Source organism: Chromatiaceae bacterium (assembly GCA_024235395.1).
In the GTDB taxonomy this organism is placed as follows: Bacteria; Pseudomonadota; Gammaproteobacteria; order Chromatiales; family Chromatiaceae; genus Thiosocius.
Genome location: JACKMK010000002.1, coordinates 405,156 through 425,942, shown reverse-complemented (window position 1 = coordinate 425,942; position 20,787 = coordinate 405,156). Strand labels below are relative to the sequence as shown.

21 protein-coding genes and 1 riboswitch are annotated in these 20,787 nt (G+C 65.8%); of the genes, 8 read left to right on the top strand and 13 right to left on the bottom strand.

The features are described 5' to 3' along the window. Positions 1–157: 157 nt before the first annotated feature. From H6955_10020 to H6955_10000, 5 genes are all read right to left on the bottom strand, one after another. Positions 158–2,248 carry a PhoX family phosphatase gene (locus tag H6955_10020; protein MCP5313885.1) on the bottom strand — a complete coding sequence of 697 codons (2,091 nt, stop codon included), beginning with the start codon at positions 2,246–2,248 and terminating at the stop codon, positions 158–160. A gap of 259 nt (positions 2,249–2,507) precedes the next feature. Beyond that, the gene (locus tag H6955_10015; protein ID MCP5313884.1) at positions 2,508–2,762 is read right to left on the bottom strand and encodes a SemiSWEET transporter; all 255 of its coding nucleotides are present in this window, start codon (positions 2,760–2,762) and stop codon (positions 2,508–2,510) included. Positions 2,763–2,836: 74 nt separating this feature from the next. Then, positions 2,837–4,156, bottom strand: coding sequence for a 30S ribosomal protein S12 methylthiotransferase RimO (rimO, locus tag H6955_10010; GenBank protein MCP5313883.1), 1,320 nt, complete (start codon positions 4,154–4,156; stop codon positions 2,837–2,839). 3 nt (positions 4,157–4,159) lie between these two features. Next, on the bottom strand, positions 4,160–5,023 hold the full coding sequence (locus H6955_10005; GenBank protein ID MCP5313882.1) for a tetratricopeptide repeat protein: 864 nt from the start codon (positions 5,021–5,023) through the stop codon (positions 4,160–4,162). Next, positions 5,023–5,346: a transcriptional regulator gene (locus H6955_10000; GenBank protein ID MCP5313881.1), complete on the bottom strand. Its 324-nt coding sequence runs from the start codon at positions 5,344–5,346 to the stop codon at positions 5,023–5,025. The genes H6955_10005 and H6955_10000 overlap by 1 nt, the downstream gene beginning before the upstream one ends. 540 nt (positions 5,347–5,886) lie before the next feature. Beyond that, positions 5,887–6,122: riboswitch (cobalamin riboswitch) on the top strand. 114 nt (positions 6,123–6,236) lie between these two features. Between H6955_10000 and H6955_09995 the strand changes: the two genes are divergently transcribed. Genes H6955_09995 through H6955_09980 form a run of 4 tightly spaced genes read left to right on the top strand, consistent with a single transcriptional unit; the run spans position 6,237 to position 9,928 of the window. Then, positions 6,237–8,150 carry a TonB-dependent receptor gene (locus H6955_09995; protein ID MCP5313880.1) on the top strand — a complete coding sequence of 638 codons (1,914 nt, stop codon included), beginning with the start codon at positions 6,237–6,239 and terminating at the stop codon, positions 8,148–8,150. A 2-nt stretch (positions 8,151–8,152) separates the two neighbouring features. Then, positions 8,153–8,698: a cob(I)yrinic acid a,c-diamide adenosyltransferase gene (locus tag H6955_09990; GenBank protein ID MCP5313879.1), complete on the top strand. Its 546-nt coding sequence runs from the start codon at positions 8,153–8,155 to the stop codon at positions 8,696–8,698. 1 nt (position 8,699) lies between these two features. Continuing rightward, the gene (locus H6955_09985) at positions 8,700–9,479 is read left to right on the top strand and encodes a hypothetical protein (protein ID MCP5313878.1); all 780 of its coding nucleotides are present in this window, start codon (positions 8,700–8,702) and stop codon (positions 9,477–9,479) included. Positions 9,480–9,484: 5 nt separating this feature from the next. Then, entirely contained in the window at positions 9,485–9,928 is a 444-nt protein-coding gene (locus tag H6955_09980; protein ID MCP5313877.1) for an FKBP-type peptidyl-prolyl cis-trans isomerase, read from the top strand. Between the two features lie 169 nt (positions 9,929–10,097). On the opposite strand, the gene H6955_09975 is transcribed toward H6955_09980, so the two are convergent. From H6955_09975 to H6955_09965, 3 genes are read right to left on the bottom strand one after another with little or no spacing between them, the layout of a single operon-like run. After that, positions 10,098–10,964, bottom strand: a complete 867-nt coding sequence (locus H6955_09975; protein ID MCP5313876.1) for a pirin family protein — start codon at positions 10,962–10,964, stop codon at positions 10,098–10,100. Beyond that, a complete protein-coding gene (locus H6955_09970) occupies positions 10,936–11,628 on the bottom strand; it encodes an NAD(P)H-dependent oxidoreductase (GenBank protein MCP5313875.1) in 693 nt (230 codons plus the stop codon). The genes H6955_09975 and H6955_09970 overlap by 29 nt, the downstream gene beginning before the upstream one ends. Further along, positions 11,621–12,007, bottom strand: coding sequence for a DoxX family protein (locus H6955_09965; GenBank protein ID MCP5313874.1), 387 nt, complete (start codon positions 12,005–12,007; stop codon positions 11,621–11,623). Before H6955_09965 ends, H6955_09970 begins: the two co-directional genes overlap by 8 nt. Before the next feature lie 120 nt (positions 12,008–12,127). On the opposite strand from H6955_09965, the gene H6955_09960 reads away from it, so the two are divergent. After that, positions 12,128–13,051 carry a LysR family transcriptional regulator gene (locus H6955_09960; GenBank protein ID MCP5313873.1) on the top strand — a complete coding sequence of 308 codons (924 nt, stop codon included), beginning with the start codon at positions 12,128–12,130 and terminating at the stop codon, positions 13,049–13,051. Positions 13,052–13,183: 132 nt separating this feature from the next. Continuing rightward, positions 13,184–13,912 carry an SIMPL domain-containing protein gene (locus tag H6955_09955; GenBank protein ID MCP5313872.1) on the top strand — a complete coding sequence of 243 codons (729 nt, stop codon included), beginning with the start codon at positions 13,184–13,186 and terminating at the stop codon, positions 13,910–13,912. Between the two features lie 36 nt (positions 13,913–13,948). On the opposite strand, the gene H6955_09950 is transcribed toward H6955_09955, so the two are convergent. From H6955_09950 to H6955_09930, 5 genes are read right to left on the bottom strand one after another with little or no spacing between them, the layout of a single operon-like run. Beyond that, a complete protein-coding gene (locus H6955_09950) occupies positions 13,949–14,236 on the bottom strand; it encodes a hypothetical protein (protein ID MCP5313871.1) in 288 nt (95 codons plus the stop codon). Positions 14,237–14,272: 36 nt separating this feature from the next. Beyond that, on the bottom strand, positions 14,273–15,118 hold the full coding sequence (locus tag H6955_09945) for a DMT family transporter (protein MCP5313870.1): 846 nt from the start codon (positions 15,116–15,118) through the stop codon (positions 14,273–14,275). Positions 15,119–15,127: 9 nt separating this feature from the next. Further along, positions 15,128–17,749, bottom strand: coding sequence for a cation-translocating P-type ATPase (locus H6955_09940; protein ID MCP5313869.1), 2,622 nt, complete (start codon positions 17,747–17,749; stop codon positions 15,128–15,130). Between the two features lies 1 nt (position 17,750). Next, the gene (locus H6955_09935; GenBank protein ID MCP5313868.1) at positions 17,751–18,335 is read right to left on the bottom strand and encodes a VIT1/CCC1 transporter family protein; all 585 of its coding nucleotides are present in this window, start codon (positions 18,333–18,335) and stop codon (positions 17,751–17,753) included. Then, positions 18,332–18,610, bottom strand: a complete 279-nt coding sequence (locus H6955_09930) for a DUF211 domain-containing protein (protein ID MCP5313867.1) — start codon at positions 18,608–18,610, stop codon at positions 18,332–18,334. Before H6955_09930 ends, H6955_09935 begins: the two co-directional genes overlap by 4 nt. 251 nt (positions 18,611–18,861) lie before the next feature. Between H6955_09930 and trpB the strand changes: the two genes are divergently transcribed. Both trpB and H6955_09920 read left to right on the top strand, forming a co-directional pair. Continuing rightward, a complete protein-coding gene (trpB, locus tag H6955_09925; protein MCP5313866.1) occupies positions 18,862–20,064 on the top strand; it encodes a tryptophan synthase subunit beta in 1,203 nt (400 codons plus the stop codon). A gap of 183 nt (positions 20,065–20,247) precedes the next feature. Beyond that, positions 20,248–20,403, top strand: coding sequence for an entericidin EcnAB (locus H6955_09920; protein MCP5313865.1), 156 nt, complete (start codon positions 20,248–20,250; stop codon positions 20,401–20,403). Positions 20,404–20,787: the final 384 nt, after the last annotated feature.

Here is a 20,787-nt window from a genome sequence, read left to right as displayed (position 1 = left end):
CGTCCGTGCCGGCGGACCCGTCCGCGTTCGCCGCTGAGCGCAAGCGCGGACCGGCCTGTCCCTTTTGTAACCCACCAAGAAAACGGTATCGCACCGGTTGTCCGGGCGACGATCCGGCACTGTCAACGACCGCGCGCACCCCTTCCGGGGCCATCGGTCAACGGCCGATCTTGCGTCCGTTCACCTCGCGTACCGCGATCAGGCTCGGCTTCGACACGTCAGCGTCACCGATCGGCCAGATCTTTTCGAATGCCTCGCCATCGTTCGGATGCTGGATGGCGCAGAAGAAGGTGCGGTTGTCGCCGGAGAACTCGGGACCGCAGACCTCGCCGCCCGGCACCCCGGACAGAAACTGGCGCAGCCAGCCGCGCGCCGGTCCTTCGACCGGCACCGCGAAGATGCCGTCGTTCTGACCGAAACCGTCGCTGCCGCTGAAATACTGCCCGTCGGTCGCGATCCACAGGTTGCCGTCGTCGTCGTGCACCAGGTTGTCCGGGTCGGAGATCGGGCTGACCCCGACGCCGACCGGATCGGCGATGTCGGCGAACCGTGTGTCGTGCCCGGGCACCGCGGGATCACCGCACTTGACCAGGATGTTCCAGGTAAAGGTCGCCGCCGTCGCATCGTCATCGTCCTCGATCAGCTCGATGATGTGGCCGTGCTCGTTGTCGATGCGCGGGTTGGCCTCGTTGGGTTCGGTGCGCCGCGAATTGTTGGTCAGCGCGATATAGACCTTGCTGGTCTGCGGGCTGATCTCGATGTCCTCGGGGCGGTCCATCGGGGTTGCACCGAGCACATCGGCGGCACGTCGCGTGTCGAGCAGCACATGCGCCTGGCTCGTGAAACCGGCCTGGTCCAGCGCATTGCCCGGTTCCCAGACCAGCGGCAGCCAGACGCCGCTGCCCATCTCGTCACCCTCGACATCGCCGGCATCGAAGCGGGCCACGAACAGCGTGCCGTCGTCCAGCAGATCCATGTTGGCGGCCCGACCGAAACGCCGGTACCGGCCGGCGGAGACGAACTTGTAGACGTACTCGAAACGCGCGTCGTCGCCCGAATAGACCACGACCCGGCCGTCACCGGCGATGCGCGCGGCCGCGCCCTCGTGCTTGAAGCGCCCGAGCGCGGTGCGTTTCTTCGGCACGGCGGTGGGATCGTAGGGATCGATCTCGACGATGTAACCGAAACGGTTGTATTCCTGGGGTTCCTGCGCCAGGTCGAAGCGTGGATCGAAGGCCTCCCAAAGGCGTTCCGAGGCTCCGCCCGGCGCCGGAATGCGTTCGCTGACCGCACGCACCTCGGCCGGGACTGTCGGGTCGTCGAAATTGGCGAAGTACTGGTCGAAGTTCTCCTCGCAGGTCAGGATGGTGCCCCAGGGGGTCTTGCCGCCCGCACAGTTGTTCAGGCAACCGAGCACCGTGGTACCGGCCGGGTCGGCACTGGTCTGCAGCATCGGATGGCCGCGCAAGGGACCGCTGATCTCGATCGGCGTCGACCCCGTCACGCGCCGGTTGAACGGCGAATCGATGTCGAACGACCAGGCCTTGTCCGCACCCTTCACCAACTCGACGACCGAGAAGCCATGCGCCTCGATCTCGACCTCGACCTGGTCCTGCGTGGGATTGCCCTCCTCGTACAACGGGAACATGTCGGCCCCGCTGGTGTACTCATGATTGACGACGACCAGTGCGCGACGCGTCGGGCGGTTCTTCAGGATCGGATACTGCGCACCCAGCAGCGTGTGGGTCGCGGGCATCGGCGAGCCGAACTGTTGCACGGCGTTCTTGACGTACTGCGGCAGGGGGTAGAACAGTACCAGATCGGCATTGAACCCGAACTGCTGCGCCTGCGCGGCGGCACTCTGGTTGTCGACATCGAACGCCGGTGCCGACGGGGTCAACGGGTCGCCCCAGCGCAATACGACATCGACGACATAGTTCGGCGGTACGACGACGTCCGGCTCGTTGCCGGGCGGCACCGTCTGGAACGTCAGGCGGGTATGCGGATTCTCTGCGGTCGCGGCCATTGCCGACCTGCCGTTCAACAGGGCAGCGGGTGCGATCACCAGGGTCGCGCCGGCGGCGACACCGCCCCGCAGCAGCGCGCGGCGTGAAATCGCACGTCTGATCACGCTCTGAATCGGCTCCCCGGCATTCGGTCGGGCCGCCTCACCCGGCATTACGTCGGCACTGCCGTCGTCCTGCCACTGCTCACCATTCACCGGGTCTCGTTCGGGCCTTTTGCTCATTGACAATCTCCGTAATTCGACGAAACAACCGTTTCCGCAACGGATCGCGCGCCGCGGGTCTTCGTCGCATCGCGTCGCCGCGATGCAGACGCGGCAGCGGACGCCATGCATCAACGGCGCGCAGTCTGCGGGCCGTGCATGAACACTTGGTGACCGGTTTGTTGCGATTTGCGGACGTCGGTGTGACGCCGAGCGGTGTGCCTTGCGGTGGCCGGGTCGACGCCGTCGGGCGCCGATAATCCAGCGGGGGCCCGGCGGATCAGTCGTGACGCAGCTTGAACGCGATCACGACCAGGGCCAGCGCGAGCGTGATTGCATTCGCGAACACGACGGGCCAGAGGCCGAGCAGCAGACCATACAGGCACCACAGCGCGACGCCGGTCGCGAACAGCAGGTACATCAGCAGCGAGATCGCGCGTGTATCGCGCGTGCGCATCACGCGCACCACCTGCGGTACGAAGGATACGGTGGTGAGCACTGCGGCCAGCAGGCCGATCGATGATGTGAACGCCATGTGCGTTGTTCGACGGGTTGGTGTTGTGGCGCCGGCAATCTTAGTACGAAGCGAAGGCGTGCGGCGCGGTACAGCTAGAGCGGTTCGGCAAACAGGTCATGATCGTCATAGCCGGTGACCTGCACCTGGATGAAATCCCCCGGCCCGACGTCTTCCCAGTCGCCGTCGACGATCACCAGCCCGTCCACCTCGGGGGCATCACCCGGGCCGCGGGCGACAATCCGCCCCTCTTCCACGGCGTCGATCAATACCGTCATCTCGCGTCCGACCTGCAGTGCCAGCTTGTCGCGGCTGATCTCGGCCTGAATCTCCATGAAGCGCTGCAGGCGGTCCTGCTTGAGCGCCTCGGGCACCGGGTCCGGCAGGGCATTGGCAGCGGCACCGGCGACCGGCGAATACGCGAAACACCCGACACGGTCGAGTTGCGCCTCTTGAACGAAGCCGAGCAACTCGTCGAAGTCCTGCTCGGTCTCCCCCGGAAAACCGACGATGAACGTCGAGCGCAGCACCAGCTCGGGGCAGATCTCCCGCCAGCGCGCGATGCGCGACAGCACCTTTTCCGTCGCCGCGGGGCGCTTCATCGCGCGCAGCACGCGTTCGCTGCCGTGCTGCAGCGGCATGTCGAGGTACGGCAGGACCAGGCCTTCGGCCATCAACGGCAGCAGGTCGTCGACGTGTGGATAGGGATAGACATAGTGCAAACGCGTCCAGGCCGGCAGCTTGCCGAGCTCACGTGCCAGGGTCGTGAGCCGGGTCGCGAGCGGACGACCGTGCCAGAAGTCGGTGCGGTACTTGAGATCGACACCGTAGGCGCTGGTGTCCTGCGAGACCACCAGCAATTCGCGCACGCCCGATTCGACCAGCCGCTCGGCCTCGGCCAGGACCTCGCCGACCGGCCGACTGACCAGGTCGCCGCGCAGGCTCGGGATGATGCAGAAGGTGCAGCGATGATTGCAGCCCTCGGCGATCTTGAGATAGGCATAGTGGCGCGGCGTCAGCTTTATACCCTGCGGCGGGATCAGGCTGCTGAACGGGTCATGCGGTGCCGGCAGCTGGGCATGCACCGCCTGCATCACCGCCTCGTAGTCATGCGGGCCGGTGATCGCGAGTACATCGGGGTGGGCCTCGCGGATCTGTTCCGCGCGTACGCCCAGGCAACCGGTGACGATCACCCGACCGTTGCCGGCCAGCGCCTCGCCGATCGCATCCAGCGATTCTTCGACCGCGGCATCGATGAAGCCGCAGGTGTTCACGACCACGAGATCGGCACCGGCGTAGGTCGGCGACAACGCATAGCCCTCGGCGCGCAGCTGGGTCAGGATGCGCTCGGAATCCACCAGGTTCTTCGGACAGCCGAGACTGACGAAACCGATCGTGGGGTCACCGGCGGCCATGGATCAGTGGATCAACCGCGCCAGTTCGCCGCGATACTGTTTGACCAGCGCGTGATCCGCACCCAGCGTGTCGAAGATCGCCAGCAGTCCGCGGCGTGCCGCACCACCACCGAAATCGCGCTGGTGACGCAGGATCACGATCAGTGCCCGCAACGCCGCCTCGTAGTCGTCGTTCACCAGGTGCAGGGCCGCGGCCTCGAAATGCGCCTGCAGGTCGGCCGGGCTCTGTTGCAGTCGTGCAAACACGGCCTGTTCGTCGGCCACCGCACGCGCCGTGGTGATGAAATCCAGGTGTGCACGCAAGGTCGCCAACTCGGTGGTGTCGCGCGCTTCGGCCGGCATCGACTGCAACACCTCGCGCGCCTCGTCGAAGCGGTTCAGGCGCATCAACAGCTTGGCCAGCATCGCCGGCAGGTCGAGGTTGTCCGGTTCGGCCATCGCGCCTTCGGCAAGCACCTGGATCGCCCGGTCGTGCTCACCGGCGTTCCATGCCTTGGCGGCGGCCAGGCGCACCTTGTCGCCCAACGGGACCAGGTAGCGCTCGACGATCGTGCGGTATTCGGCCTCGGGTTGCATGCCGTGTACGTCCTCGACGACCCGTCCGTTACGAAACAGCTTGAACGACGGCAGGCTCTTCACCGCGTAACGGCTGGCGATGGCCTTCTGTTCGTCGGTATTCACCGTCACCAGCAGGAAGCGACCGGCGTACTCCGAGGCAAGGCGTTTCAGCACCTTTTGCTGACGCAGCGAGGGGCCGGCCCACGGCGCCCAGAAATCGACCAGCACGAGCCCTTTGCGCGAGTTCTCGAGCACCAATTTGTCGAAATTGAGCTCGGTGCCCTCGAGAATGAAGGCGGCTTCAGGCATCAGTTCAGCAGATCCATCAGGTTGACACCCGGGGTTCGCTGCACCTCGACGACCAGGGTCTCGCCGAGCGCGATGTCGCCGGCCTCGATGTGCGGCCGCAGTTCCTCGCAGATCTGCTGGATCAGCAGCACCCCCTGGGCATTGCGCTCATCGAGTTCGCCGTTGAGCGCATCGCCGAGTTCGGCAAGATAGGCACGGAACTGCTCGCCCTGCGCGGACAGGTCGGCAGTGCGGAAGGCGTCGGTAAAACTGATGTGCAGTTCGTAGTTGCCCTGCGGCGAGGGTTCGACCACGCCGACCTTGATCGGACCCGTGATATCCATAGTTCGCTCCAGCTGACAGGATGACGGCGCCTGGGACGCAGGTGGGACGCAAGGATACGGTATGTGCCCCGCAAAACAACCCGTCGATCAACCGGATATAGGACCGCCCGCGGACCCTGCGCGGGCCCGCTCGGCGGCACCTTGGCAGCGCGGTCCGGGCTTCCGAAACGGCGCTTAATCTCGATCAATCAAATAGTCCGTATTTCCCCGTGTGACAGCCTTGTCATACACCGGACGGCGTGCCAGTATCGGTTAACTCGAGGGAAACCAAATTAGCATTTTCTAATTTAAAAACCGAGAGTTGCAGACATAAAGCTCGACCTGGAGGTTTGGTTAGTGAAGTCTTTTATGAGTTGTACTTTCGGTAAGGTGTGCAGTGATATCCCCGGCGTCTGCATCGTCCTGCAGATGATCCTGGTCGTCGCACTCTCGGGTGTGCTCGGCTATGTATTCGTTACCCAGGAACTCATGAAGTAATCCCCGGCGAACCGCTGCGGCCGACGCCGCAGCGGCTTGACCCGCCACGCGCAAGTCTCTAAATTCCGGCCCCTCGCCTGAGGTGCCTCCCGCTTTCCAAGCCCGAGGTTGAACGGGAAGTCGGTGCGTCTCACTGAGACAAATCCGACACTGCCCCCGCAACGGTGATCGGGTCAACCGCCTGCTTCCATGCCACTGCGTCGACGACGCGGGAAGGCGCAGCGCCTTGGCGCGGACTGTCTCTCACGACATCCGCCCGCCCGTCAGTCCGGATACCGGCCCCATGCGAATCATCGATCACGTCGCGGCGGGCGGCGCGTGGCAGAAGGCTTCGCTGTGCGTGTCGCCCTCCCCACGGTCCCCCTGCCCGACCCAGCAAGCACGGCGCGGTGGGCGCCGGCGGGGAGACAGGCATGAAATCTCGCTTCACCTTTGTCGGGCTGTGCGCCCTGTCCAGCTGCGCGATCGCGGCGACCGATCTGCCGCCGATCCTGGTCAGCGCGACACGCAGCGAACAACCGGGGCTCGACATCCCGACGGCGACGACGATCATCGATCGACGCACCATCGACGGTACCGGCGCGCGCAACATCACGGATCTGCTGCACCGCATCGCCGGCGTGCATGTCTCTGACAGTGTGGGCGACGGCGGCAGTGCCAGTATCGACATGCGCGGATTCGGCGGTGCGGCGTCATCCAATGTCGCGGTGCTGATCGATGGTCGCAAGATAAATCCGGCGACCGACACCGGCACCCTGTATCTGAACAGCGTCGACCTCGACGAGGTCGAGCAGATCGAGATCATCCACGGCAGCGCCGGTGTGCTGTACGGCAACCAGGCCGTCGGCGGCCTGATCAATATCGTCACCAGCCGCGCCACTGGCCGCAGTCGCCAACTCGTCGTTGGCGCCGGCAGCTACGACGCCTGGGAGATCGGTGCGCGCCTGAGCGAGCCACTTGGCGAACTGGCGGTGTTGAGCCTGCACGCCGAACGACGCGACAGCGACAACTACCGCGAGCACAACGCCAGCCGCCTGGAGCGCTATAGCGGCCGGCTGGAGGTCACGCATACCGGCGGCTTCAGCTATTTGGACCTGGAACGGCTGAACGACTATGTGCAGACGCCCGGCGCGCTGTTCTCCGACGAACTGAAGGACGACCGCCGCCAGGCGGTGTTCCCGGACGACTATCTGGACACCACGAGCACCGTTTTGCGCCTCGGTACCCGTCGCAGACTGAACACGCAGTGGCGATTCGAGGGCGAGATCGCATGGCGCGACGACCATCGGGACTTCGAACAGAGCTTCCGCGGCTTTCCGGGCAGCCCGTCGACCCAGGACCGCGAATCGACCGAAGTCTCGCCACGGCTGATCGGGGTTTTGGGTGACACCACGGCGACGCTCGGCATCGACTACCTGACGACCGACTATCGCCTGGTGACGGCATTCGGACCGCAGGGCGACGAACAGGCGATCACCGCCTACTACGCGCAGCTGACGCATGCCGTGACGGACCGGCTCTCGGTGACGGGGGGCATCCGCCATGCCCTGGTCGACAACGAGATCGATATCGGCGCACAACCCGTATCGATAGACGACGCGGTGACGGTCGCATCGTTCGGCCTCGTCTATCGACCGGATACCGCGTGGCGCCTGTTCCTGCGCGCCGACCAGAACTACCGGTTCGCCAAGGTCGACGAGCACACCAATGTCCCGTTCGGCCAACCGATCGGGCTCGACACACAGACCGGCGTCTCGTACGAAACCGGCGCCGAATACCGGCATGGCGGCCTGACGCTATCAGCGAGTGCCTACCTGCTGAAACTGCGCGACGAGATCAGTTTCGAAGCGGTGAGCTTCACCAACGTGAACCTGCCACGCAGTCGGCGCATCGGCGGCACACTGTCGTTCGCCGCCGACCTGTCGCCGACCCTGGGTGTCGGCGCAGCAGTGGAGTACATCGACAGCGAGATCACCAGTGGCGTCCACGAGGGCAGTCGCGTACCGCTGGTACCGATGCAACGCGCGAACCTGTATGCCGACTACCGACCGTGGGACGCCTGGCTGGTGCGCCTGGACGTCGAGCATGTCGGTGCGCAGTACCTCGGTTCCGACTTCAGCAACAGCGCGCCCAGGTTGGACGACTACACCGTCGCGAATCTGGCAGCGCATTATGATCGAGGCGACTGGCGCCTGACCGCAAAGGTCAATAACCTGTTCGACGAACGCTACAGTGAGACCGGCGCCAGCGCGTTCGCCGGCGATGGCTTCATTCCGGCCCCGGAGCGCAACTTCTGGATCGGGGCCAGTTACCGTTTCGAGGAGTGAGTGTGCCCAAACGCCTGACCCGTATTGCGACACGCACCGGCGACGACGGTACCACCGGACTGGCCGACGGCCGGCGCCTGGCCAAGGACCATCCGCGCATCGATGCGATCGGCAGCATCGATGAACTCAATTCGATGCTCGGCATGCTGCGTGCGCTGTCGCTTCCCGCGGCGATCGACCGTTCGCTCGAGGGGGTACAGCACCGCCTGTTCGATCTCGGCGGCGAACTGGCACTGCCGGGCAGCCAGGCACTCGACGATCCCAGGGTCGGTGAACTCGATCGCGACCTCGAGGCTTTCAACGCCGGCCTGCCGCCACTCGAGGAGTTCGTGCTGCCGGGCGGCAACGAAGGTGCCGCACGCAGCCACTTGGCGCGCACCGTGTGCCGACGCGCCGAGCGCGACTTGTTGCGCCTGTCCCGTGTGGAACCGGTAAACTTGTCCGGCATCCGTTACCTGAACCGTCTGTCCGACCTGTTGTTCGTGATGGCGCGTGTACTCGCGCGACGCGACGGCGGGGCCGAGATCACCTGGAAGAGAGATACCTGAGATGGCAAAACGTCCGGTCGTCGTCATCGGCATCGGCGAGATGGGCAGCGTGTTTGCACGCGCCATGTTGCGCCTCGGTCACCCGGTCTACCCCATCACCCGCGGCACCGACATGCGCCAGCTCGCGAGACAGTTGCGGGACCCCAAGGCGGTGATCGTCGCGGTCGCCGAAGGCGACCTCGCAGCGACCCTCGACGCCCTGCCCAGGGAATGGCGCAAGCGCCTGGTGCTGTTGCAGAACGAACTGTTGCCTCAGGACTACGAACGATTGCGCAAGGTCACCGTGATCTCGGTGTGGTTCGAAAAGAAGAAGGGCCAGGACAGCAAGGTGATCATCCCCTCGCCCGCCTACGGGCCGCGTGCCAAGCTGCTCGCACGGGCGCTCGGCACACTGGGTATTCCGGTCAAGCTGGTCGATAACGCACGCGCCATGTTGGTGGAGCTGGTGCTGAAGAATCTGTACATCCTGACCAGCAATATCGCCGGCCTGCGCACCGGCGGCACGGTCAGCCAGCTGTGGGCGGAGCAACGCGATCTGGCACGCGCGGTGGCCAACGACGTGATCACGCTGCAGGAAGGACTGACGGGTTCGCGGTTCAACAACGACGAGTTGATCGCGGGGATGGTGCAGGCATTCGAGGGCGACCCCGACCATGGGTGCATGGGACGAAGCGCACCGCAACGACTACAACGCGCATTGGCGCATGCCGAGCGCCTCGGGCTGGAACTGCCGACACTGCAGGCGATCGCGGCAGAACGGCAGGCGACCGACGCAGGGTGAACGGCATGCAGGAGATATTCCCCGGTTGCGACGTGACACTGCACCTGGCGATCGCGCTGGAAGACGGTACCGAGGCGATTTCGACATTCGGCGAGGAACCACTGAGCTGCACGCTCGGCGACGGCACTTTGCAGCCGGGGCTCGAACTCGCGTTGTACGGCCTGAGGGCCGGCGACACCCAGACGATCAGCCTGCTGCCGGAACAGGCCTACGGGCTGCGCGATCCGGCATTGATCCAGTACATGCCGATGACCGATTTCGACGGCGCGTTCACACCCGAGATCGGCCAGATCATCGCGTTCACCTTGCCCGACGGCGACGAGGCACCCGGTTCGGTGATCGGCCTCGACGACGGACGCATCGAGATCGACTTCAACCATCCGCTGGCCGGACACGAGATCACGCTGCGCGTCGAGATCCTGTCCGTCTCACCTCCGGCCAGCGTCTGACGCCGTTCGGGGTTGCCGCCAAGGGACCGCTGGAAACGGTTTTCTTACCCGGTCTGCACGTCGCGCGAATCGGCCCGGCGGCAAAAAGGCCGCCCCGTCGGGGCGGCCAGGCTGTGTTTGATCTTCGTGGTCCTCCGGTCGGACCAACGAGGCGCACGTTCCGCAGCGATCAGAACCGGCCTGATGAAAAGTCTTCGTAGGCCTGGCGGATCTCCGCCTTGGTGTTCATCACGAAGGGCCCACCCCGCGCGACGGGTTCATGCAAGGGCCGCCCCGCGACCAGCAGAAAACGTCCGCCCTGTGGCGTGGCCGTCGCGTCAAACCGCTCACCCCGCGACAGCACACCAAGGTCGTCGCGACCGAGTTGCACCGACCGCTGGTCGGCGTCTTCGAGCACGAGGCCGCCATCGATCACGTAGACGAAGGCATTGTGCCCGGCCGGCAGGCTTTCCTCGAAGGTCGCACCACCCGGCAAGGCCACGTCCAGGTACAGCGGTTCGGTCAACGGCTGCACGACCGGTCCACGCGTTCCCTGCGCAGTCTCGCCGGCGATAACCCGCACCGTCACATCACCACGCCGTTCCTCGGGGATGCCCCGCGCCGCGTGCTCCTGATACGCGGGCGGATCCATCTTGTGCGCCGCCGGAAGGTTGATCCAGAGTTGGAACCCCTCCAACAACCCGTGCTCCTGTTCCGGCATCTCCGAATGCACGATCCCGCGGCCGGCGGTCATCCACTGGATGCCACCCGGTTCGATCACACCCTCGTGGCCGGCATTGTCGCGGTGACGCATGCGCCCGGCGAGCAGGTAGGTGACGGTCTCGAAACCGCGGTGCGGATGCGCCGGGAAGCCTGCGATATAGTCACCGGGCCGATCCGAACGGAACGCGTCGAGCAGCAGGAAAGGATCGAGCATCGGCAATGCCGGCTGACCGATCACCCGGGTGAGCTCGACCCCGGCCCCGTCGGTGGCCGGCATACCGCGTACCAGGCGTGATACCTGACGCCTACCGTTGATGGATTTCAGGTCCTGCATACCCACCTCCTCTGGCGACCTGGCCACCGACATCGGGCAACCAATGGTCGAGTTGTTCGAGCGCTGCGCTGCGCGCTGCCTGCGCATCCGCGGCGACACCGGCGGCCCCGATCAGGCGTACGTCGTTCAACCCGATGAAAGCCAGTACCTGGCGCAGGTAGCCGCTGGCGAAATCGACAGCGCTGCCGAACGGTACCCCGCCCGAAGCCATCGCCAGGTACACAGGACGATCATCGAGCAGACCCTTCGGGCCGTCCGCGGTGTAGCGGAAGGTCACGCCGGCACGGCACACGTGGTCGATCCACGCCTTCAGCGCCGATGGCACCGAAAAATTGTAGACCGGCACGGTCATCACCAGGACGTCGGCCGCCCGCAACGCCGCAACGGCGGCGTCCGAAGCGGCGAGGCGTGCCTGCTGTACCGCGGACCGCCGATCGGCGGGGGTGAAGTTCGCCTCCACCCAGTCGGCGTCGATATGCGGCATACCCCGCGCGAGATCGATTGTGTGGACCTTGACACGGCCACCTTGCCCAGTGATCCGTCGAATCACTTCATCGCCCAGCTGTCGCGACACGGATTCGCCGGGGTTCGCGCTGCTGTCGATCCTCAACACCCGGTAGTCTGCCTGACGTGGCACGGCCCTCTCCCCGTTGCGATTAGACATCACGACCGACCGCAAGTGCGCCTGCACCCGCCCCCGCGACGAACAACAGGCCGCCGGCGATCGCCAGGTTCTTCAGAAACAGGATCGACTGCATCTGATCGGCCAGGTTGAAGTGAAAGATCAGCGCGCTCACGACGCTGAAGACCGCCAGCCCCAGGGCGGCAGCGCGTACCCGCCAGCCGAGCAGCAGCGCCAGACCGGCACCCAGTTCCAACAGGATCACCAGCGGGAGCAGCGCCCCCGGTACGCCCATCGATTCCATGTACCCCTGGGTCGCTGCATAGCCGGTGAGCTTGCCGATCCCCGCGACGATGAAAATCGCCGACATCAGCGTCCGTCCGGCGAGGAACAGTCCCGCCTGTGTATTGCCAAGTTGCATGTCTTCCGCCTCCGATAACGCGGCGGCCGGGATGGCCGCCGGATGCAGACAGCCTGAACGTTGCGCCAAGGTAGATAAATATGCTTAATTCGATTTCTTAGTTGCTATATCGACAACAATATGGACCGATTCGCCCAACTCGAGGCCTTCGTGACCGTCGTGGAGGCCGGAAGCTTCAGTGCCGCGGCCGAACGACTGGCGACCGCCAAGTCGATGATCAGTCGCCGCGTCAGCGCCCTCGAACGCCACCTGGGCGTGCAGCTGCTGCAGCGCACGACGCGCACGCTTTCACTGACCGGCCCCGGACAGCAGTTCCATGAGCGCGCGCTGCGCATCCTGGCCGAACTCAACGAGGCCGAACAGTCGCTGATCGACGCTTCGGCGGCGCTGCGCGGGCGCCTGCGCATCGCGGCGCCGCTGTCGTTCGGCCTGCATCACCTGACCGGTACGCTGAACGAGTTCCTGAACGAACACCCGGGGATCGAACTCGACATGGACCTCAACGACCGCGAGGTCAACCTGGTCGAGGAAGGCTTCGACCTCGCGGTCCGGATCGGCACGCTGCGCGACTCGACGTTGCTCGCGCGCCGCCTCGGTACCGTGAGGTTCGCGACCTGTGCAAGTCCGGATTACCTCGCACGCCACGGCACCCCGCGCGAGCCGGCGGACCTCGCCGCCCATACCGGTCTGCACTACGCGAACGTCACGCCGGCGCAGGCCTGGCAGTTCGACTGCGGCGGTCGCGACCTCACCGTGGCGATCCCGGGCATCCGGCTACGCGTCAACAACGGCGACGCCCTGGCGGGCGCGGCGGCCGCCGGACTCGGCATCGTGAACTCGCCGACCTTCATCGTCAGCAACCTGATCGAAAGCGGCGCGCTGATACCCATACTGCGCGACTACCAGCGACCTCCGCTGGGCATCCATGCGGTGTTTCCGCCCGGTCGGCTGATCGCCCGCCGGGTACATGCCTTTGTGGACTTCCTCGCCGCCCGGCTCGGTGACCTGCCGGAATGGGACCGTCGCATCGGGACGACAGGCTGATGCCCGGACACACCGCGGGATCCCGCAGATCAGGCGTGGCCACGCCTGTGGCGGCAACGTCTCTGCGCGACCCGGCCAAGCTGTACTATGGGCACTCGTAATGACAGGCGGCCGGGGACAGGAAAGGTGACCATGCGTGAACAGTCCAGCCAGGGACCCGCCGCCGCCATGGTGCTCGGCGTATTGCTCGCGGTCGGCCTGGCGTTGCTTGGGTATCAACTCGCCGACGGCCTGATGCGTTTCAGGGCCACCGAGCGTACCGTGACGGTCAAGGGACTGGCGGAACGCGAGGTGGCCGCCGACATTGCCATCTGGCCGATCCGGTTCAGCGTCGCCGGCGACGACCTGGAACCCCTGTACGCATCCCTCGAACGCCAGGGTGACCTGGTCATCGGGTTTCTGCGCAATGCGGGATTCGCCGCCGATGAGATCACCCTGTCGCCCCCGGCGATCGTCGATCGCCGGGCACAGGCCTACGGCAACCCGGGGCCGCAAGACCTGCGCTATGCCGGGAGCGTCAGCGTCACGGTATACACGAAGGAGGTCGAACGCGCGCGGCAGGCGATGCGCGGCCTTACCGACCTCGGCAAGCAGGGCATCGCGATCGCCGGTCAGGACTATGGCGTGCGCACCGAGTTTCTCTATACCGGCCTGAACGACATCAAACCGGCGATGATCGAGGAAGCGACGCGCAACGCGCGCGAGGTCGCCACCAAGTTCGCGCAGGACTCGTCGAGTCGACTCGGGAAGATCCGCGCCGCAAGCCAGGGCCTGTTCACAATCCAGGACCGCGACAGCAACACCCCTTACATCAAAAAGGTGCGGGTTGTCTCGACCGTCGAGTATTACCTGGTCGACTGACCGGCGCTTGGCGGGCGTCTCGCCCGCCGGTGTGATTCAGTGCATGTCGAATCCAGTGGCGGCCAGCAGCAGCGACAACAGCCACAGCGCGATCGCCGGCAGCGACAGCAATGCACCGAGTAGCCGCCACCTGCGCGACGGTCGCCGCAACATCTGCAGGACGCCCCAGACCAGCGCCGGCGGCAACACGAACCATGGCAGATAGAACCACCAGGCACCCCGCACGAAGGTGTGTGTCAGCATGCCGTAGGCCCAGACCACGAGGGTCGTCGCCAGCATCGCAATCGCGGCGCGCCCGCGCATGCCAGCCGATATGGTGTCCAATCGCCCGCCCTCCCGTTCCATGGCGCCCGGCCTGCATCAGCGCACCGGCGGTACCCGCCTGATCACCAGTGCGATACCACCGAGGATAGCCACCGAGGCGACCACCAGCCGCGACGAAAGGGCCTCGCCGAGCAACGCGACCCCGGCGAGCGCGGTGATCACCGGGACGCTGAGCTGTGCCGTGGCCGCGGAGATCGCGGTGAGTTGCGGCAGCACCGCATACCAGACCGCATAGCCGATGCCGGACGTGAGCGTGCCGGAGGCCAGCGCCAACCAGATGCCCGGTGCATCCCAATGCTGCCAGCTCAACGCCAGTGCACTCAGCAACAACGACAGCGGCACGGCACGCGCGAAGTTCCCGGCGGTAACGCAGAGCGGATCACCGGTCCCGCGGCCGTGCAGCGAATACACACCCCAGGCGAATCCCGCGGCGAGCATGAGGCACGCTTCGAACAGCGGTGGTGCGGTCAACCCGGGCAACAACAGGCCCAACAGGCCTGCCAACGCAGTCACCATACCCAGGATCTGCCAGGCATCCAGACGCTCACCGCGCCGTAGGCCGTGGCCGATCATCGTGACCTGCACGGCGCCGAACAGCAGCAGGGTCCCGGTCGCCGCACTCAGGCCGACGTAGGCAAAGGAGAACAGCGCGGCATACGCGAACAGGGCGAGCGCGGACCACCAGCGGCCAGTGCTGCAACCCGCAGCGTGCCGCCAGCGCACGACCATCCAAAGCGTCACTGCACCCGACAGCAACCGGATGCTCGTGAAGGTCGCCGGATCGATCGCGGTCTCCTTCAGCGCCATGCGGCACAACAGCGGGTTGCCGGCAAACGCCGCCAGCACCAGGGCCATCAGCAGGACGGTCTTGCCACGCGTCATGATCGAACGCTAAACGGCCTCGGCGTACAGCCTTCCGCGCCGTACCAGCAGCTTCTCGATCTCGACGGCGACCAGTACCAGCGATGCCAATGCCAGGCAAAACGCCAGGTCGGCAGGCGGCAACGGCCGGGTATGAAACACCGCGTTCAACACCGGCAGATAGATCACCGCCAACTGCAGCGCCACGGTGGCACCGATGGCCCCCAGCATCGGTTTGTTGCTGAATAGCCCGAGCACCAGCAGCGAGGTGCGTTCACCACGCACCGCCAGCGCGTGAAACAACTGCGAGAACGTCAACACCGCGAACACCATGGTCTGCCAATGCGCCAGCTCGTGCGCGATCGCCCAGGCCTGAGCGGCGATCGACAGGCCGCCGATGAACAGGCCGACCCAGACGATGTGCTGCCACATGCCGTGCGCGACGATGCTCTCGTCCGGCGGACGCGGCCGGCGGCGCATGATGCCGGGCTCTGCGGGCTCGGCAGTGAACGCCAGTCCGGGCAGCCCGTCGGTCACGAGGTTGATCCAGAGGATATGGATCGGCAGCAACGGCACCGGCAGTCCGAGAAAAGGCGCCAGGAACAGCGTCCAGATCTCGCCCGCATTCGAACTCATCGTGTATTTGATGAACTTGCGGATGTTGTCGAAGATGTGCCGGCCGCTGCGCACGGCGCTGACGATGGTGGCGAAATTGTCGTCCAGCAACACCATGTCGGCCGCTTCGCGCGCGACATCGGTGCCCTTGTCGCCCATCGCGACACCGATCCCGGCACGCTTCAACGCCGGCGCATCGTTGACCCCGTCGCCGGTCATCGCTACATATTCGCCGTGTTGCTGCAGCGCCTTGATGATGCGCAGCTTCTGCTGCGGACTGACCCGCGCGTAGACGCGGATAGACTCGACCCGCTGCGCGAATTCCTCGTCGGACATCGCCGCGAGCTCACTGCCGGTCAGCACCGTCTGCGCGCCGTCGATGATGCCGAGGCGGTGGGCGATCGCGCGCGCAGTGCCCGGATGATCGCCGGTGATCATCACAGGGGTGATCCCGGCCGAGCGGCAATCGGCCACCGCCTGCGGCACCTCGGCGCGTGGCGGGTCGATCAGCGCGACCAGCGCGAGAAAGCTCAGGTCGCGCTCCACAGCGGCGGCGGACAACGGTTGCGGCAGGTCGGCGAGCGTACGCCTGGCCAATGCCAACACGCGGTAGCCCTGTGCGGTCAGCTGCTCGGCGGCGGCCAGCAGCGATTCCGGTTGCAAGGGCGCACTGCCGCCGCTCTGGGCGATCTCGCGGCATTGCGGGATGATGCGTTCCGGCGCGCCTTTGACGTACGCCAGCACACCCGACCCCGAGCGATGCAGCGTCGTCATCTGCTGGCGCTCGCTGTCGAACGCAAGCACTGCGATCCGCGGCAGCCGACGTTCCAGCGCCGCCTTGTCGTAACCCGCGGCCCGGGCCGCCTCGTACAGCGCGAGCTCGGTCGGCTCTCCGGTCGGTCGTCCGTCGCGTTCGGCAATGTCGTTGTTCAACGCCATCACCCGGCCGGCCTCGGCCCATCCGCCATCTGCGTCCTGCGGCAGCTGCACATGCTGCTGACCGTCGGCGAAATAGGCCTCCACCGTCATCCGGTTGAGGGTCAATGTGCCGGTCTTGTCCGCACAGATGTAGGTGACCGAACCGAGGGTCTCGACCGCCGGCAGGTTGCGTACCAGCGCGTTCTGCCGGATCAGCTTGCGCGCGCCGAACGCCAGCGAGATCGTGACCACCGCGGGCAGCGCCTCGGGGATCGCGGCCACCGCAAGGCTCACCGCGGTCAGGAACATCAGCAGTACCGGCTGGCCCTGCAGCAGGCCGGCGACGAACACCACCATGCACCCAAGCACCGCCAGGGCCAGGTAGCGTCCGAAGCGCGCCAGGCGGACCTGTAACGGCGTCCTGACCTTGACCTCGCTGCGCAGCAACGCCGCGATGGCACCGAGCTCGGTGGCCTCACCGGTAGCCACCACGACCCCGCAACCGCGTCCGCGTGTGGCCAGACTGCCCTTGAACGCCATGTTGCTGCGCTGCGCCAGCGCGACATCGGGTGCGCCCAGCGCCTCGGCCTGCTTGTCGACCGGCTGTGATTCGCCGGTCAACGCCGCCTCGTTAACCTGCAGGCCCTCGGTCTCGACCAACCTCAGGTCCGCCGGCACCGCATCGCCGGCCTCCAGCAGCACCAGGTCGCCGGCCACCAGCTGGGCGGACTCGACCGTGATCGGCCGGTCATCACGCCGGACCCGCGCCATCGGTGCAGCCAGGGCGCGCAACGCCGCAACGGCGCGTTCGGCGCGGTACTCCTGTAGCGCACCGATCCCCGCGTTGAGTAGCACGATGACCAGGATCACGACGGTGTCCTGGGGCTCACCGACCAGGCCGGATATCACCGCGGCCGCCAACAGCACCAGGATCATGAAATCGGTGAACTGCGCCACGAGCATCCGCAGCGGCGTACGTGGGCGTGCCTCGGGCAGACGGTTCGGACCCTGCTCCAGCAGGCGCCGCTGCGCCTCGGCCGCGGTCAGCCCGCGCCGGCCGCTACCGAGCGATGTCAATACCGCTTCGACGTCGAGTATCGACCAGTCCTGTCGAGCCATCTCAAATCCCGGCGACCAATACGATCAGACCGGCCGTCGCCAACCCGAGCAGCAAAGTCTTGAGGCCACTCCACCACCAGTTGATACGGGCGATGCGACCGAGAAACATGCCAAGCAAGAAGATAAGCAGCAGCGCCACTGCCGCTGCCGCATACAGCGGCGGCAGCGGCAACTGGAGGCCGCCCTGCGCCAACCACAACGGAATCATGATCAACAGCGAGAACAGCAGTGGCGACGCGCCGTTGGCGAGTGCGATCAGCCATGGCACCCAGCGCACCGCGTCCGCGTGCAGACTGTTGCCAAGGTCAGCGACCATCGCGTCCTGAAGATCCTGCAATGCCCGGCGTCGCTCGGCCGACTCACTGACGTAGGCGCTGCTCACGCCGCTGACGCCGAGCGCAACCGCTGCACCCACACAGGCGCCGATCACGATCGACAACTCGGGCGGTGTGCTGACCAGAAAACCGGTGATCAGGCCAAGCATCGTCAGCGCGCCATCAAATCCATTGACCACGAAATAGCGCCGGAGAATGCCGTGCGTCCGGGTGATGCGCAGCAGCAGTGTGAGCTGTTCCAGGGGATTCACCGGTCGGCGGCCGCCCTACCCTCGCTCTGCACCTCCACCTCGTCGATGCTGTGCAGCGACCCGCCCATCTGTTCGATCGCAAGCAGGATGGCATCGAAGTCCAGCGCGTCGCTCTGCACGACGACCCGCAGGGTCTCGGTGCTTTCATCGACCTCCAGCACCGTCAGGTGCACCCGGTAGTCGGGGCCGACCGCGGCCAGTGTCTGTGCGAACTCCAGCCCGTTCGGCCGGTGCGGTTTGAGCACGTCCAACACCAATCGCTTCACCGCCACCATGTCCACACTCCCGCAGTCTGCCTGCCTCAGAGAGTACCCGAGGTTGACCGGGCGTCGCATCCGCGGTCGCGCGTTTGCGGAGACGAAACAGCACGCGGCCGCTTGGGCTCACTGGCTAATCGGGCCTCCGAGGGGCAACATCGCGGGGGCGCGCCCTGTATTCCACGGGCCCGCAGACCTATGATGCGCGTCGACCCCATGGTGAGCGTACGCCGCTCACGGATCCCATTCGACGGAGACCCGGCAACAACATGCGCTATCTGAAACAACATCCGGACAAGGCGGGCTGGTTCGGTGACTACGGCGGCGCCTTCCTGCCGCCGCAACTGGAACAGCCGTTCGCCGAGATCGCCGAGGCCTACGCGCGCGTCGCGCGCTCGGCCGATTTTCAGAATGAACTGGCCTATATACGCAAGCATTTCCAGGGCCGCCCGACCCCGGTGCACTACGCGCGCAACCTGTCCGACGGGCTTGGCGGCGCGCGTATCTACCTGAAACGCGAAGACCTCAATCACACCGGTGCACACAAGCTCAATCACTGCATGGCCGAGGCGCTGTTGGCCAAGCACATGGGCAAGAAACGTCTGATCGCCGAGACCGGTGCCGGTCAGCATGGCGTGGCGCTGGCCACCGCGGCGGCCTACTTCGGTCTCGAGTGCGAGATCCACATGGGCGAGGTGGATATCGAAAAGGAGCACCCGAACGTCGTACGCATGAAGCTGCTCGGTGCCACGGTCGTGCCGGTCGGGTTCGGTGCGCGAACCCTGAAAGAGGCCGTGGATTCGGCATTCCAGTCGTACCTGAAGGATCCTGCGAACAGCATCTACGCGATCGGCTCGGTGGTCGGACCGCATCCTTTTCCGATGATGGTGCGTGACTTCCAGCGCATCGTCGGCCAGGAGGCGCGCGGACAGTTCGCCGAGATGACCGGGGGGGAACTGCCCGACCACGTGATGGCCTGTGTCGGTGGCGGCTCGAACGCGATGGGTATCTTCCAGGGCTTCATCGACGACGACGATGTCGCCCTGCACGGTGTCGAGCCACTCGGCCGCGGCACCAAGCTGGGCGAACACTCGGCGACCATCACCTACGGTCACGACGGCGAGATTCACGGATTCCGCACCCTGGTGCTGACCGACGACGCCGGGCAGCCGGCACCGGTTCACTCGATCGCCTCGGGTCTCGACTATCCGGGGGTCGGCCCGGAGCATGCCTTCCTGTACAAGACGGGGCGCGTGCACTACGCCGCGGTCGACGACCGCCAGGCGCTGGACGCCTTCTATCGGCTGTCACGCCTGGAAGGCATCATCCCCGCATTGGAGAGCGCCCACGCCGTCGCCTATGCGATGCAGGTCGCGCCGGAACTCCCGGGGCAGACCATCCTGGTGAACCTCTCGGGTCGTGGCGACAAGGACATCGACTATGTGGCCGAGCATTTCGGGTACGGCGACTGAGCTCGCAGAACGCCGTCCCGCCAAGCCGGACGCCCGGCGCGCGTGCGTCCGCCACGGCGCCGATTGTGTTGTTTTCTCCGGCTCTCCAGCTATGATCGTCGTCGCGGGCCGCACGCCTTGGGCGGCCCGTCCCACCCTGCGGGGCGTACTACCGAAACATTGGATTCAAATAAGGTAAGGACGATGAAAAAACTGATCGTTGGCGCGACCGTCGCGCTGTTCACGCTGGTACTGGCCGGTTGTGGCGACACCTGGTCGGGGCTGAAGAAGGACACCGGAGACAACATGGAAGCCGCGGGCAAAGCCGTCGAGGAAGCCGGCGAAAAGGTCAAGGAATAACTCGACCAACCAGATCGGGGCTGAGGTCCGAAGGCGCCATTGCGCGTCGGGCGATACGCGTCGCAACGGCTTGGCGGCGCCCGGGATCTCGCAGCCCCGGCAGACGCGATGGCGGTGCCGCAGGGATGACGGCATCCGCTATTCGCCCCTTCGACGATTAGATTTTCACGTAGCACCCGGTCGACAGCGGCGAAGGGCACCCGGTGGTTCCCGGTGTGGTTGCTTGCCGTAGCACCCGGCCTTCGCTCATCGGACGCATGATCAGCGGCGCCCTGGCATCCTCGCCATCTGCGGCGCCGGGAACATGGCCTCAATGCCCCGCGCCGACCGCCCCCCTTCCTGACAGCAGGCTCCGCGTCTCCCAAGTCGGGGGCCGCCACCCGC